The organism is Candidatus Kapaibacterium thiocyanatum (genome assembly GCA_001899175.1).
Lineage (GTDB): Bacteria > Bacteroidota > Ignavibacteria > Kapaibacteriales > Kapaibacteriaceae > Kapaibacterium > Kapaibacterium thiocyanatum.
This window is the reverse complement of sequence record MKVH01000003.1, coordinates 96,508-109,915: the sequence shown is the minus strand read 5'-3', so window position 1 is coordinate 109,915 and position 13,408 is coordinate 96,508. Positions and strand designations below refer to the sequence as shown.

At 53.7% G+C, this 13,408-nt stretch carries 16 protein-coding genes and 1 tRNA gene; 9 read left to right on the top strand and 8 right to left on the bottom strand.

Going from position 1 to position 13,408, the window contains the following annotated elements:
- Positions 1–200: 200 nt before the first annotated feature.
- Positions 201–545: a hypothetical protein gene (locus BGO89_04105; GenBank protein OJX60761.1), complete on the bottom strand. Its 345-nt coding sequence runs from the start codon at positions 543–545 to the stop codon at positions 201–203.
- 249 nt (positions 546–794) lie between these two features.
- Between BGO89_04105 and BGO89_04100 the strand changes: the two genes are divergently transcribed.
- From BGO89_04100 to BGO89_04080, 5 genes are all read left to right on the top strand, one after another.
- Positions 795–1,139, top strand: a complete 345-nt coding sequence (locus BGO89_04100) for a hypothetical protein (GenBank protein ID OJX60760.1) — start codon at positions 795–797, stop codon at positions 1,137–1,139.
- Positions 1,140–1,326: 187 nt separating this feature from the next.
- Positions 1,327–1,608 (top strand): hypothetical protein, encoded by a 282-nt coding sequence (locus BGO89_04095; protein ID OJX60759.1) that lies wholly within the window; start codon positions 1,327–1,329, stop codon positions 1,606–1,608.
- A 327-nt stretch (positions 1,609–1,935) separates the two neighbouring features.
- A complete protein-coding gene (locus BGO89_04090; GenBank protein ID OJX60758.1) occupies positions 1,936–2,316 on the top strand; it encodes a hypothetical protein in 381 nt (126 codons plus the stop codon).
- A gap of 1 nt (position 2,317) precedes the next feature.
- Complete coding sequence (locus BGO89_04085; protein ID OJX60757.1) at positions 2,318–2,956, top strand: hypothetical protein; 639 nt, start codon at positions 2,318–2,320, stop codon at positions 2,954–2,956.
- A gap of 106 nt (positions 2,957–3,062) precedes the next feature.
- Positions 3,063–4,007 (top strand): hypothetical protein, encoded by a 945-nt coding sequence (locus BGO89_04080; GenBank protein OJX60756.1) that lies wholly within the window; start codon positions 3,063–3,065, stop codon positions 4,005–4,007.
- Positions 4,008–4,840: 833 nt separating this feature from the next.
- Here the strand turns inward: BGO89_04080 and BGO89_04075 are convergent.
- The 7 genes from BGO89_04075 to BGO89_04045 form a co-directional block, all read right to left on the bottom strand.
- Positions 4,841–5,719: a hypothetical protein gene (locus BGO89_04075; protein ID OJX60755.1), complete on the bottom strand. Its 879-nt coding sequence runs from the start codon at positions 5,717–5,719 to the stop codon at positions 4,841–4,843.
- A gap of 78 nt (positions 5,720–5,797) precedes the next feature.
- Positions 5,798–6,634 carry a hypothetical protein gene (locus BGO89_04070; GenBank protein ID OJX60754.1) on the bottom strand — a complete coding sequence of 279 codons (837 nt, stop codon included), beginning with the start codon at positions 6,632–6,634 and terminating at the stop codon, positions 5,798–5,800.
- A 47-nt stretch (positions 6,635–6,681) separates the two neighbouring features.
- The gene (locus BGO89_04065) at positions 6,682–6,972 is read right to left on the bottom strand and encodes a hypothetical protein (GenBank protein ID OJX60753.1); all 291 of its coding nucleotides are present in this window, start codon (positions 6,970–6,972) and stop codon (positions 6,682–6,684) included.
- Between the two features lie 269 nt (positions 6,973–7,241).
- Positions 7,242–7,317, bottom strand: a tRNA-Phe gene (locus BGO89_04060).
- Positions 7,318–7,907: 590 nt separating this feature from the next.
- Positions 7,908–8,282 (bottom strand): DoxX-like family protein, encoded by a 375-nt coding sequence (locus tag BGO89_04055; GenBank protein OJX60752.1) that lies wholly within the window; start codon positions 8,280–8,282, stop codon positions 7,908–7,910.
- Positions 8,283–8,285: 3 nt separating this feature from the next.
- Positions 8,286–8,753, bottom strand: a complete 468-nt coding sequence (locus tag BGO89_04050; protein OJX60751.1) for an ATPase — start codon at positions 8,751–8,753, stop codon at positions 8,286–8,288.
- A 236-nt stretch (positions 8,754–8,989) separates the two neighbouring features.
- Positions 8,990–9,322 carry a transcriptional regulator gene (locus BGO89_04045; protein ID OJX60750.1) on the bottom strand — a complete coding sequence of 111 codons (333 nt, stop codon included), beginning with the start codon at positions 9,320–9,322 and terminating at the stop codon, positions 8,990–8,992.
- 452 nt (positions 9,323–9,774) lie between these two features.
- On the opposite strand from BGO89_04045, the gene BGO89_04040 reads away from it, so the two are divergent.
- The 4 genes from BGO89_04040 (at position 9,775) to BGO89_04025 (ending at position 13,398) form a co-directional block, all read left to right on the top strand.
- Entirely contained in the window at positions 9,775–10,209 is a 435-nt protein-coding gene (locus tag BGO89_04040; GenBank protein OJX60749.1) for a hypothetical protein, read from the top strand.
- An 80-nt stretch (positions 10,210–10,289) separates the two neighbouring features.
- Positions 10,290–11,000, top strand: coding sequence for a hypothetical protein (locus tag BGO89_04035; GenBank protein ID OJX60748.1), 711 nt, complete (start codon positions 10,290–10,292; stop codon positions 10,998–11,000).
- On the top strand, positions 11,000–11,449 hold the full coding sequence (locus BGO89_04030; GenBank protein OJX60747.1) for a hypothetical protein: 450 nt from the start codon (positions 11,000–11,002) through the stop codon (positions 11,447–11,449). The genes BGO89_04035 and BGO89_04030 overlap by 1 nt, the downstream gene beginning before the upstream one ends.
- Complete coding sequence (locus BGO89_04025; GenBank protein ID OJX60746.1) at positions 11,446–13,398, top strand: nitrous oxide reductase; 1,953 nt, start codon at positions 11,446–11,448, stop codon at positions 13,396–13,398. The genes BGO89_04030 and BGO89_04025 overlap by 4 nt, the downstream gene beginning before the upstream one ends.
- Positions 13,399–13,408: the final 10 nt, after the last annotated feature.

Here is a 13,408-nt window from a genome sequence, read left to right as displayed (position 1 = left end):
TCTGTTCTTCTGTGAACCTAACCTTCTTCATCCAGTCTCCTTTGAGCCATGGACTTTGACAGCTTGGAACACGCTCCGGCGTCCTCCACGATAGCAGAGGTCCGTACCTACCTTCGAGAGAATACCTCGGAACGGATTAGTCCGAAAGCAGGTGGTGTCCATGAGATCACACAAAGCCTGAAAGCTCATCGGGTGTTGGTTCATCGCGGAATGCCTGACAGTACTCTACCGATAACGTCGTGGACATAGGCCAAGCCAGCGACGAATTCCTTTGACTCTGAAGATAGCTTGGAAGCATAGTCCATCGCCCGCTTGGCTTCCTGACGCAGGTGACTGCGGATGTACGGATCGAGGATCAACGGAAGACCCTTTTCCGTGAGGACGAAGGACCGTTGGACACGGTCGTATTCGATGGGAGCATCGAGGACGTGTACGAGATAATCCAGATGGCGCGCTACCGTACGGGGAGAAACTTGGAGGTCATCGGCTACTGTAGCTACCGTGACCTTCCTACCAAGTTTGAGAAGCTCCACGATTCTTCCCATTCGGTAGAGGGTTGGTCTGCTCGCTATCGTATCCTTGATCCTCACCAGTACCCGAAGCAGGCGGCTGTAAACCGTCGTCCCCCCGGGAAAAACAAAGGGAAAATCAGGGACGCAGCACACATCCCGAGTCCCAACCAAGGAGGAGAAAAAAATATAACCAGTGCATCCTCCTGACTTCGACGTGGCCAACGACTCCATAGACGGGTTTGAGAGTCATCGGGTGAGCCCTACGGTAGGTTTCTGTACGTCGTGCCCCTTGACCAGCACAAGAGCCTTGGTTCCGGTAGTCTTCTCCATCACGAACGTCCCGAGAAAGCCATCACCTTCGAAGACGAAGCCTGTGACCCGGACGTTCTTGATCGTCTTCGTAACGCTTGGGAGCCACACATTCCGCTTCGTGTCGTACGGGGTGTAACTGTAGCTGGCCTTGATCTTCTTGCCTTCCAGAAGTATCGTCAGGCGCCACTCACCTTCCCCTTCCCCGAAGTAGTAGAAGACGTGGTAGTTGGCGGGGGTGTAGTCATCAACGAAGAGCGTAAAGTCCGAAGCGTTCTGCGTTTCCCAGCCACGCTGGACTTGGAAGTCTTACCCTAAGCACTTCTCGGACGATCCGAGACTCAATATCCAGACTGAGACGATGACGACTACACGATAGATGGATGCACGTGCCATTGCAGAGACCATAGATGATTGGTATTACTCTGCCGCCAAAATACGTGAAAGAATTCATTTACTCCTATAGGAGTAATAGCTGACTCCTTGCTCGGATAGCTTGGTCGGTATGGCGAGACCACTCAAGGAATTGGTGATACCTAAGGGACAGAAGGTCAGTACAGCGCAAGCTCTTGGGGTACTGATCCGTGAACGGAGACTTGAATTGGGTCTCTCACAGGAAGCCGTATCGGACGAAGGGTTGGAGCAAGCGTACGTCTCGAAACTCGAACGGGGCGAGTCCGAGATCAGCCTGAACTCCTTCCTACTGCTGGCACCTAAGCTCCAGCTCACACCAGTAGAATTGCTCCAACGGCTCTTGAATACCTTAGAAAAGACAGGTAGTAGTTAGAGGCAAAAGTATACGAGGATCGCCGACAGGCTCTGATTCCTCCCCTCCTTTTTGTTCATCAGTCTCGACCTCAAGAACTGGTCGAAAATGGCTGGAACGACAATGTACGGCCGTAGCGCACTGAAGGTTGGCATGTACTCGATCACTCCGAAGAGCTGATTTTTTTACAGATACTTACAGTCCGTAACTACTTAGCTTGCAAAGACATACCTGTATGTGACGCAATATATGCGGTTGTAATACTCTACCTATGGGTCAGTCTGCGGATGGGAATTTGGTTCTTTGGCGAGAGTGTGGTATTCTTGTACCACACCATCGGAGGACGCCATGAAACCAACAACATATGGGGAGCGAATACGCGAACTGCGCTTGCAGGCCGACATCTCGTTGCGCCAGTTCTGTGTGGCCATGGAGGTAGACGCCAGTAATTGGTCCAAGGTAGAGCGGGGTATCCTACCGCCACCACGGGAAGAGAGTTTTTATGCCACACTAGCGGCTGTACTCAACCTAGCCCAAGGAAGTGAAGAGATGAATGAGTTACGCGATAGGGCCGCAATGGAAACAGGTACCCTTCCAGCGGACATTAAGGATGATCCCGAAATGCTGGGACTGCTGCCCGTGTTCTTCAGAACGTTGCGTAACGATAAGCCCACAATGGAGGAGCTTGAAAAGGCAATGAAGATCGTGAAATCAGCATACGAGGGATGACATGGACGACAGACTTTTCCCATCAGGAACACCGACAACCAAAGAGGAAGTGCGACGCATAGCCGACGATGTTCGTAAAGTGTTCGGCCGTACCGAGGACATCCTTAACGTCGAACTACTCGTCGAAAAGGACCTCGGTATGAACATCATACCACACAAGGGGCTACTTGAGGAAGTTGGTGCGGAGGCAATCCTACTGTGGAACCTAACAGACATCATCATTGACGAAGCTGGCTTCAGCGCAAGCCGCAGACGACGCTTCCGGTTTTCATTGGCGCATGAGGTTGGCCATGCAATCCTTCACCGAAGCCTTGCGCACCTCCATCGACCTAAAAGCCGTAAAGAATACGTTCTGATGACTCAGAACATGAATTCCATGTACCATGCTCTCTTCGAATGGCAAGCCAATGAATTTGCTGGGAGAATTTTGGTGCCTAAGCACAGACTGGAAGCACATTTGGAGGCACAACGTGTCTTCGTAACAGCAGCCGCACAAATGGTTGGTGGTTCCATACCCCAGTTATCGGAAATACTCTCGATGGGGCTATCCGATATATTTGATGTCTCCCAAGAGGTGATTGGAATTCGACTCCGTGAAGAGGGCGTCCTATTGCCGTTTGTACACTCTGGAATATCCTGAGGTCTGTCACATGTACGTACCAGTACTCCAATGTCGAGAAGATGAATGCCGAGCACTGAAGGACTTGGGTTCTTCGACACGCAACCTTGTTGTACCTCTTCTTGAAATGACAGGGCTTACAGAAAAGCATGTCGGATATTTCAAGACCTTCCAGAAGGATTGGACTGGAAAATTCTACTTCGACCCACGTCCGTACTACACGGAAGTTGAAAGAACCGATGAGCACAACGTCGTCATGCTCAAGTGTATTGGTTCACTGTCGGATCGGACATCTTTGATCCCAGTTCTCTACCTTGATGAGAGTCCTACATCGCTCGCTACAATCGGTGCACTCTGCAACAGTTTGAATCTTGATGTGTGCTTACGGCTAACTGCGTACAACCTTGCTACAAAAGAAAACCTGAGGCAAGCTGTATCAGATTTTCTTCAGAAGACTGGAGTACCGGTTGAAAGAGTCCATCTTCTGTTCGACTATGGCCGTCACGTTCGACAGGCAGAGACCAAGACCCTCGTTAACAACTTTGTCAAGCATATGACCACACTACGGAAGCTTGGCAAGTGGTCTACTGTAATCCTTCACGCTTCTTGTATGCCCGCCGATTTGAGTGACATACGTCCCGGTAGGTATGACATGCCACGTGTTGACCTTGCATTGTGGATTGGTGTATGCGACTCGGCCACGTTCAAGGATGTAGTTTATAGCGACCGTACTATCATGTACCCACAGATACCACTTGATGAGTCAGAGAAAGCTTTTCTCATGATGACAGCTTCTGTGAAGTATACGACTAAGGATTCGGTGATCATCTACCGTGGTCGGAAGATTCTCGGAAAGAAAGCGGGTGGGTTTGAACAGTACATCGACCATGCAAAAGCTATCATAGCTGACCCTACGTTCTTTGGTCGAGACTTCAGCAAAGGGGATGAGATGATCGACGACATTGCAGCCTCTATTCCCAAGAAGGGGAAACTTCCCACTGGGAATACGCGGCAGTGGCGACGTGCAGGAATGAGTCATCACATGACCTTGACCGCCGATCAAGTTTCGTAGAAAGCCGCTGCCAAAGAACCTTCCGAACAATGGTGCTGATCATCTTCGACGACACTTCAGCCAATAGGAGTTCAAGGAGCTTCGGTTTGTGAACTCTGGCAACACTACCCTGTCCTAGACCAAGGCTTTCGATGGTAGATACAAGTTCAGATTTCCACAGCAGTTGCAGACTCGTAGTCGCACACACGTTTGGATTTTGTTGACCCTGTCGTTCGCAGTGATAAGCAATACCGTCGTCCACGACAATGGACCACCAATCGGGTACCATGTTGCGGGCAGTTTGCAGATGCTTGGGTACCACAACCAATGTCATTCTATCAAAAACAGAAGAAAATGAACTCGCCTGCTTGGGTAAGCGTGCCAGTGTATCTACATCCGACTTGATTTCGTATCCGGAAAGGCACCTACGGTTGACTGTCGCAATGTCAACCCTATGCTCACCGTAAGAAACACCAAGTTCGTGCACGATCACAGTGCTTGTATTGCGGGCAGCTCTCCGTAAACGATTCTCTGACCGTACACGCAGCACCTTATCGTTAGCGATCGTCTTCCTCTGAGTATTCATGGTATCGTTCCACTGTTGCGTTCCTTGAAAAGAAAGCCTCGGATTGAATCCCGCATCAAGCGGAGAAAGGAGGTACCAATGGCAAGAAACACAGGAAAAGGGTCCAGAGTAGGTTCCGTAAACAACCGTTCTCAAACCCGGACTTCCGGCGGCGGATACGTCAAACGCGATACTAGCACAGGTCGGTTTGTCGACGTGAAATCCGACGGCAAGCCATTCAAGGGTGTTGCCCAAGAACCAGACGGCAGAAGAGACTAGGAATTTCTCGTCAATCTAACATCTGTATACAGTCCTTCCGAGGCTTTCTTTTCAAGGAACCATTCTGAAGCGGCTGCAAATTTACGATACAACTTCCGTGTCCGATCCACAGGCTCCCACATGTACCATTTTCGCTTTTAGGTACAGGGGCCATCAAGTGTTCGACGCATCTTCGGATGAAATCGGTACTCTCCCAACCCTCAGTCGGCGCACCGAATCCAAGGAGATCCAGCATTTCCACACTCTCCTTCAGAGCTTTCTTCTGATGAACAGTTATGTCACCATTGGCCTGCCATTGGTCGAACATCCTTTCCAACTGAACTCTACCATACTGTCGAAGTCCACAGCTAGCCAGTATCCTTTGCAGAACCAAGGGCGTGCAAGGATGAAAGTCGTCAGTTGCCCGTTGGCTACCTTGTTCCACTCTGATAGCCTCCAACTGCTGTGCGAATACAGTCAGGAGAACATTCCAATGTTCACGGTTGGCCAAGTCTCGTACGTAAAGTGCGTTGGGCTTGTGAAGAGCCTTCCCTTGGAGTGTGTACTCCACACGTGCAGGTATCAACCCCATGAAGTAGGAGAGGTCTTCACCTGCCATGCTCAACGCTTCCTGACCTTCTGCTAGGATTTTCTGATACTTGTTGTAGAAGCTGAGGTCTCTGGTCATCAGCTTTGAGTTGCGTGAGTTCTTGTATACCCTTCCTCCATCGTCCTTTGTCTCACCATGGAAGAAGGCCAGAGTGCCAAGCCCATTGAAGATCACGTTTGGAGGGATCGAGCATCCGGCGGTAACGTTCACTTCAAGGTAGTATACCCTTCCCAACAGGTAGTCAATCTCCAGCCAATCCGAAATCTTAGCAATGACCTGTGGAAGTTCAGAGTATGACACGGGTATTACATTGCTCTTCCGAAGTATCCTTGGAAGAGTAATCTCAACTCTCAGTTTGATCTTGCCCCGGTTGTATTGTCAGTGTAGCTGATCTCTGTGTTGAGAAAATAGGTGTTGTTCGAACTGTACAGGTGTCATGTAATTGATCGATGAGTGGATGCGTTGTCGGTTGTAGAAGACGTGCGTCCATCGGTAGACTTCGTTTCTCGCATGTCGTAGATCGTCGAAGAGGAGTGGACGTCCGAGTTCGGTTTTCATCCGTGCCCAGAACGATTCCATCGGAGCGTTGTCGTAGCAGTTCCCCCTTCCACTCATACTCTGGATGATGTTACGTTTGGCCAGCTCGGTCCTGAAGACGTCAGCACCGTATTGACTGCCACGGTCGGAATGGAAGATGAGAGGATCGTGAGGTAGTGCCCTACGAACACGGCACGCATCATCAAGAGCCCGTAGTAGTGTTCTGGTCTGCATTGAATGCGAGACGACGATTCCAAGGATGCGACGTGAGCACAGATCCATGATAGCCACCGCATAGGCTTTGCCATTACGACACGGTAGCTCCGTGTAGTCGCTGAGCCATACCTGATCCACCTGCTTGACGGCGAACGCGCGCTGAAGGAGATTCCTGGCCGGCGCCAGTGTCTTCGATGCATCCGTCGTCGGTCTGAATCTGCGTTTGACCAATGCTTTCAAGCCTGCTTCCTGCATCAGCCGTGCTACCGTCTTGCGACTGATCCGTTCTCCAGCTCGCCGCAGGGCATACGTCATACGAGGACTGCCATACGTACCTCTGCTGGCCAGGTGAATGCCTGCCATACGCTCCACTAGCTGCCTTCTGCGGACTGTACGTTTCGAGGGGGCTCTATGCCGCCACACATGGTACGCCTGACGGCTGATACCCAGGGCACTGCACATGAGCTTCAGAGGCCACTTCGCCCGATGATCTTCGACAAAACGGCACTTCATTTCGGGCGTTGCGAGAAGGAAGCCAGACCGACCGCCTCCTTTAGCACGTCCCGCTCCATCTCGGCACGTTTCAATGCACGTTCCAGGTCACGTATCCGCTGCTTGTCCGACTTCTCCGTCTCATCCACTGTCTTCTGACCCGCATCCAGTATCCACCGGCGCAATGTTTCCTCGGCTATGCCTAAATCTCGCGCCACTCGTGTATACGGTCGTTTCTCTTCGACGACCAAACGTACGGCTTCTCGCTTGAATGCCTCGTCGTAGCGTTTCCCGCGTTCATTTGCCATTGTTGTCTCCTTCCGGTAATGGAAGTTCGAGACAAGCACACTGTCAACCAAATGGGGGGAACATCAGCTGGCCTCATGCCCTGTAGTACCGTTTCTCGATCCCATATTCCTCACCCTAGTCTGTGGTAGTGGCAACAGGTAGGGGTAACTCTACTGGAAAAGGTGGCAAAAGTTGCACAACGGGGAGAAAGCCCTCTTCTCTGGGATTGGCTCTAACTCTAGGAAACACCGACGTTTGACCACAAACAAAAAACCCCGCGAAAGCGGGGTTGTGGTCAGGGAGGGAGTTGAACCCCCGACACATGGATTTTCAGTCCATTGCTCTACCAACTGAGCTACCTGACCATGTTCCTGTCCGAAGACAGGCCACAAATATACGGACTTTCGGAATTCTACAGCGACATTTGACGGCTACCGTTGTCGCCTGTCCGTGAAACGCTGGCTGAGCGGACGCCTGCGGTGACGCTGGTGGCCATCGGCGGGATTGACGTCGCCACTGCCCGACGATGCTCAGCGCGTTCACCCTTGGCACTATTGGACTGTCCTGCGGGTTCCCGGTCGATCGTGGTCGGACCGGCCTCATTGCCCAGTATCATTGACCGGGGATACCCCGGATACTTATTGGTATACGAGACGTCGTCTTCGTTCAGCACCCGTTCTGCCTCGTGCCCCACCGCTCGATGACCTGGACTGGCCGCCAACTACCCGGAGCGAGGCTGTACCGCTTCAACCCCATAGAATCGCGGGCTATACACCGCACTACCTGCTTGGAATGGGCGCAAAGCAACTCTTGAACCTGGCATCGACGCTATTATCCTCAGCCTTTTTTGTGACGCATGTACGCCTGTGTTGATACCCACGACCACCACACAGCCTCCTGATATGGGACCGTCGGAAGCTACCTCGCTGACTCCTCACCTATACTGCCCACACCTTCATCCCCTCACCCGCCTCCCCTCCGGTCTGAAGTACCACGAGAGGACGGTAAGGACGAGCAGGAGGATAGGAGGAAATACCTCCCCCATCCCGTCGCCCACCACGATCCGGGAGAACAATGCACCCGACATGGCGAAGAAGAAGCCGGCATAGGCCCATTCCTTGACGATCGGATATCGTGGTACGAGAACTGCCACGACACCAAGCAGCTTCCAGATGCCGAGGATGGTCAGGATGTAGGCCGGATATCCCAGACGCGTGATGTTCACGACTTCGTCCTCCACATGAAGGAGTTGCACGAGGCCGGTCGACACCATACCGAGCGAGAGCCAGAGCGTTGCGATCCAGTAGATGATCCTGTTGCGTTTGCTCATGTGCTACCTCGCTGCAGCTGCGACGTCCTGCAGCTTGTCGTGGGCCATGTTGATGCCGTGCGCCATGCCGAACTGGAGCATGCGATCGCGCTGCTCTCCTGAGCGGTAGACGATGTGCATGGTGAGCTTGCTGGTTTCGTCCGTGAGCGCTTCGAAATCGAGGTATTCGATCTGCGGGTCGAGACCGGCATTCTCCATCTCGAAGGTGCGGACGATGCGACGGTCCTGACCGAAGTCGTGGATGGTTCCGTGCGCTTCGAAGAGGACCTTACCACCGGCGTCCGACGTTCGGAAGCGCCAGCCGCCATGTGCGTGGTTGTCGAGCTCGATGACCTTTGTCCCCATCCATTGTTCGACGAGCTCCGGGACGGTATAGGCCTTGAAAAGCAGCTCGACGGGAAGATCGAATTCCCGCGTGATATGCAGCTCCTGTGCGCCGTCGGCGGCTTCGACCTTGGTCTTGCGTGCCATGGATCATCCTTCGTTGATGTGTTGGTTTCGTTCGTGTCTTCGGATTGCAGCTATATCCGACCCGCCGTCGTCCTCGGTGGTTCTTCGACGAGCGCCGTATCACGTGGGTATCGTTCGGCTATGGCTCTCTTCCTGGTTCCTTATCGTCGGGACAGTGATCCGTGCACCAGGCCGTCGTCACATTCGGATACCTTTCCCGCCCATAGTCTTCATGAGATCACGACGACGATATCGTATCATGTAGCCTTCCTGCCGGTTCCGTATGCCTTCATGACGGTTTCGAGCTTGTCGAACCGCTCGTCCCACATGGCCCGGAAACGTTCGATGAAATCGGCGACTTCCTTCATCTTCCCTGCTTCGAGATGATAGTGGACCTCCCTGCCGATGGACTCCTGACGCAGCAGCTCGCATTCGGTGAGGATCTGGAGGTGCCTGGAAATGGTCGGGCGGGCGGTGTTGAAGTTTGCCGCGATGGCACCGGCCGTCATCGCCTGCGAGGCGAGGAGGAGCAGGATGGCACGCCGTGTCGGATCGGCCAGTGCCTGGAATACGTCTCTGCGGAGGTTCATGGCTTGTCTCGAATTCTTCGTGCTGTGGTTTCACCGTTGAAGGAATCGATCATGTAGTCATTTGACTACAAATATACATGTAGGCATTCGACTACGCAATGGTCGACTGGCGAAAGAACGGAAAAGAACCGAACTCAGCACGGCGATCTCAACGGCGTTGACGCGGGAGCGGCTACGATGGGTCGGGAATGTTCTTTGCAGGTATCTGCGATGATCCGGCTGCCGGCCCTAATCCCCGCGAGTATCGACGCAGGAATGGCAGACGGGAGTCCTGGAATAGTGCCGTGAATAGTGCCGTTAGGAATAGTGGATGATCTGACTATCGACAGCCTCGATCTCGCCAGTATCGACAAGATGTATACCGTCGAGGTCCGGGAATGTCGTTCGACCGGTATTGACAATCGGAAGGATCGGGCTATATTTGTGACACGCGACTCACAAATCAATCCCGTATGCTTCCGAAGACAACCACATATGCCATTCAGGCCCTTGCCTACGTGGCGATCAACACGAAGGATACGGAGTACGTTCCGATCGGACGGATGGCAACGGATCTCGGAATTCCCTACCACTTCCTGAAGCGTATCGTGGCCAAGCTCGCCAGCGAGGGGATGCTGAGGTCCTTCAGGAGCTCGACGGGTGGAGTGGCTCTGGCCAAGGATGCATCACGGATCACGTTGTTCGATGTAATCGCGACGGTGGACGATACGACGTTGTTCACCGAATGTCTCCTTGGTCTTCCGGGTTGCGGTGAAGCAAGACAATGTCCGATGCACGCAGTCTGGGCGGTCGAGCGGAACCGTCTTCGCCAGATGTTCGAGTCGACGACGGTCGCCGACCTTGCCGGACGGGTTTCGCGTGATGGATTCCGAATCTCGTTTTCCTGAGCTCCGTGCCGTCGCCACGGCACTGTGCTGACACATATATATGTGACTTGTGACTCACTCATAGCTGAAAGGACGTTATCATGCTCTCCAGCAAAGACACCATCGCCGAGATCATCCGAAAGAGCCCGGAATCGATCGGCATCTTTCGAAAGCTCGGCATCGACTACTGCTGCGGTGCCGGTGCGACGCTCGACGTCGCGGCCAGGAAGGCCGGCGTCGAACTCGACGTCGTCGAACAGGAGTTCGAACGCGCGACGGCGGCCGATTCCTTCCTGCCTCCACGTGTTCATTCATGGGAACCGGGATTCCTCGCCGAATTCATCGAGCAGAACCATCACGGATACGAGCGCTTGACCATACCGACGGTCGTGACGCTTCTCGACAAGGTGATTTCGAAACACGGTGAACGCTTCCCGGAGCTGCAGGCCATCCGCATCGTATTCGCGGACATGGCGGACGCACTGCTCCAGCACTTCGACGACGAGGAAAAGACGGTCTTCGTCGTGGCCAGGACGCAGTACGGCGGACAATCCGACGACGTCCGCGCGATGTGCGATCGGCACGAAGCCGATCACCTCACGATCTCCCGCAAGATCGATCGCCTGCGTACGCTGACGAACGACTTCACGGCTCCCGCATCGGCATGCACGACACATAAGCATACTTATGCCATATTAGCGGAGTTTATCGACGATCTCCGTCAGCATGTATACCTTGAAAACGCCGTACTGTTCCCCGCTCTTCGCAATAACGTTTCCCAAACACCTTTTCCACGATACGGAGTACTGTGATGATACTGCATAGAGCACTCGCAATGCTCGCGACGACTGTCCTCGTAACGGCCTGCGGTGCGAACATGGAATCGAAGACCGATGCAGCGGCTGAAACGCCGAAGGCAGAGAAAAAGGTCTACGGCAAGATCACGAAGGTCGACGTCGGACCGACGATCGACGAAACGATGGTCAAGGCAGGACACGACGTGTTCGAAACGAAATGCTCCGCCTGCCACAAGATGGACGAGCGCTACGTGGGCCCACCACTCGGAGCCGTCACGACGCGCCGGACTCCGGAATACGTGATGAACATGATCCTCGATACCGAAACCATGGTCCGAAACGACGATACGGTAAAATGCCTGCTGCAGGAATATCTCGTACAGATGCCGAACCAGAGTGTCGACGAAAAGGATGCACGTAACGTTCTAGAATATCTCCGGAAAGAAGGAACCGAACGAAAATGAAATCACCCCTTCGCATGGTATCGGCAGCGCTCGCCTATACCACCCTGGCATTCGGCATCGTCGCCTGTTCGTCGAACGGCGATGCGTCGATCGGCAACACGGCCGATGCCGCCTCGAAAACATACGTCGCACCAGGCAAGTACGACGAGTTCTACAACTTCGTATCCGGTGGCTTCTCCGGACAGCTTGCCGTCTACGGACTTCCCAGCGGCCGGCTCCTCCGCGTCATTCCGGTGTTCTCCGTCGATCCCGAAAAAGCCTGGGGATTCTCCGAAGAGACCAAACCCATGCTGATGACGTCGCACGGATTCATGCCCTGGGACGACTTCCATCATCCCGAACTGTCCATGACGGACGGTGTTCCCAATGGCAAATGGATCTTCGGCAACGCCAACAACACACCACGTGTCGCTCGCATCGATCTCACGGAGTTCAGGACGAAGGAAATCATCGAGATCCCCAATTCGTCGGGAAATCACTCATCTCCCTTCACGACCGAAAACTCGGAATATGTGGTGGCAGGTACGAGGTTCTCCATTCCCATCCCGAACGACGATGTGCCCATCGCCGATCGTGACAAGTTCCGCGGAGCCCTGAGCTTCATCAAGGTCGACAAGACGACGGGACAGATGGAACTGGCCTTCCAGCTCCTCGTACCGGGCTTCGACTACGACCTTGCCCATGCCGGCAAGGGACCTTCGCATGACTGGATGTTCTTCTCCTGCTACAATTCAGAGAAGGCAGGAACGATGCAGGAGATCAACGCAAGCCAGAACGACAAGGACTTCATCGCCGCCGTCAACTGGAAGAAGTGCGAAGAATACGTCGCTCAGGGAAAGGCGAAGGAAATGGCCGCGATGTATGCGCACAACACCTTCGACGACGCGACGCAGACGGCACGGCATACGATGAAGACATCCGTGAAGGTCCTCGATGCATCGGAACTCTCCGACATCATCTACTACATGCCGACGCCGAAGTCTCCCCACGGATGCGACATCGATCCTTCGGGCGAATACATCGTCGGTGGTGGAAAGCTCGCTACCGTGATTCCCGTCATGTCGTACTCGAAGATGATCAAAGCCATCGGATCCAAGAAATTCGACAAGGTAATCGACAACATCCCGGTACTCAACTACAAGGAATGTCTTGCAGGAGAGGTACAGAAACCCGGACTCGGCCCACTGCACACGGAGTTCGACGGCAACGGCTATGCCTATACGTCGATGTTCGTATCCTCGGAAATCGTCAAATGGTCGCTCAAGGACTTCAGCGTCGTCGATCGCGTACCGACCTACTACAGCATCGGCCATCTGATGATTCCTGGTGGCGACTCGAAGAAGCCCTATGGCAAGTACGTCGTCGCCTACAACAAGATCACGAAGGACAGGTATCTGCCCACCGGACCCGAGCTGACGCAGTCGGCACAGCTCTTCGATATCTCCGGCGACAAGATGAAGCTCATCCTCGACTTCCCGACCATCGGCGAGCCGCACTACGCACAAGCCGTTCCCGCGACGCTCATCAAGGACAAGTCGAAGAAGATCTATCCTCTTGCAGAGAACAAGCATCCCTACTCCGTGAAGTCGGAAAAAGAAACCCGCGTCGAGCGTAAAGGCAACGAAGTCCACGTCTACGGCTCGGCCATACGTTCGCACTTCAAGCCCGACAACATCGAAGGCATCCGCGTCGGTGACAAGGTCTACTTCCACGTCACCAACCTCGAACAGGACTGGGACGTACCGCACGGCTTCTCCATCATCGGCAACAACAACTCCGAGCTTCTCATCATGCCCGGAGAGACGCTCACGATAACGTGGGAACCGAAACGCCCGGGCATCCATCCGTTCTACTGTACGGACTTCTGCTCGGCGCTCCACCAGGAGATGACCGGCTATGTCCGCGTGTCTCCGAGTGGATCGAACGGACAACTCGTCTGGAACAAGTGAGTCCATCATC

What these genes read in the sequence shown, in the direction of transcription:
- BGO89_04105 (OJX60761.1), bottom strand. Translation starts at nt 545, where the DNA reads ATGGGAAGAATCGTGGAGCTTCTCAAACTTGGTAGGAAGGTCACGGTA.
- BGO89_04095 (OJX60759.1), top strand. Translation starts at nt 1,327, where the DNA reads ATGGCGAGACCACTCAAGGAATTGGTGATACCTAAGGGACAGAAGGTC.
- BGO89_04090 (OJX60758.1), top strand. Translation starts at nt 1,936, where the DNA reads ATGAAACCAACAACATATGGGGAGCGAATACGCGAACTGCGCTTGCAG.
- BGO89_04085 (OJX60757.1), top strand. Translation starts at nt 2,318, where the DNA reads ATGGACGACAGACTTTTCCCATCAGGAACACCGACAACCAAAGAGGAA.
- BGO89_04080 (OJX60756.1), top strand. Translation starts at nt 3,063, where the DNA reads ATGACAGGGCTTACAGAAAAGCATGTCGGATATTTCAAGACCTTCCAG.
- BGO89_04070 (OJX60754.1), bottom strand. Translation starts at nt 6,634, where the DNA reads ATGTGCAGTGCCCTGGGTATCAGCCGTCAGGCGTACCATGTGTGGCGG.
- BGO89_04065 (OJX60753.1), bottom strand. Translation starts at nt 6,972, where the DNA reads ATGGCAAATGAACGCGGGAAACGCTACGACGAGGCATTCAAGCGAGAA.
- BGO89_04055 (OJX60752.1), bottom strand. Translation starts at nt 8,282, where the DNA reads ATGAGCAAACGCAACAGGATCATCTACTGGATCGCAACGCTCTGGCTC.
- BGO89_04050 (OJX60751.1), bottom strand. Translation starts at nt 8,753, where the DNA reads ATGGCACGCAAGACCAAGGTCGAAGCCGCCGACGGCGCACAGGAGCTG.
- BGO89_04045 (OJX60750.1), bottom strand. Translation starts at nt 9,322, where the DNA reads ATGAACCTCCGCAGAGACGTATTCCAGGCACTGGCCGATCCGACACGG.
- BGO89_04040 (OJX60749.1), top strand. Translation starts at nt 9,775, where the DNA reads ATGCTTCCGAAGACAACCACATATGCCATTCAGGCCCTTGCCTACGTG.
- BGO89_04035 (OJX60748.1), top strand. Translation starts at nt 10,290, where the DNA reads ATGCTCTCCAGCAAAGACACCATCGCCGAGATCATCCGAAAGAGCCCG.
- BGO89_04030 (OJX60747.1), top strand. Translation starts at nt 11,000, where the DNA reads ATGATACTGCATAGAGCACTCGCAATGCTCGCGACGACTGTCCTCGTA.
- BGO89_04025 (OJX60746.1), top strand. Translation starts at nt 11,446, where the DNA reads ATGAAATCACCCCTTCGCATGGTATCGGCAGCGCTCGCCTATACCACC.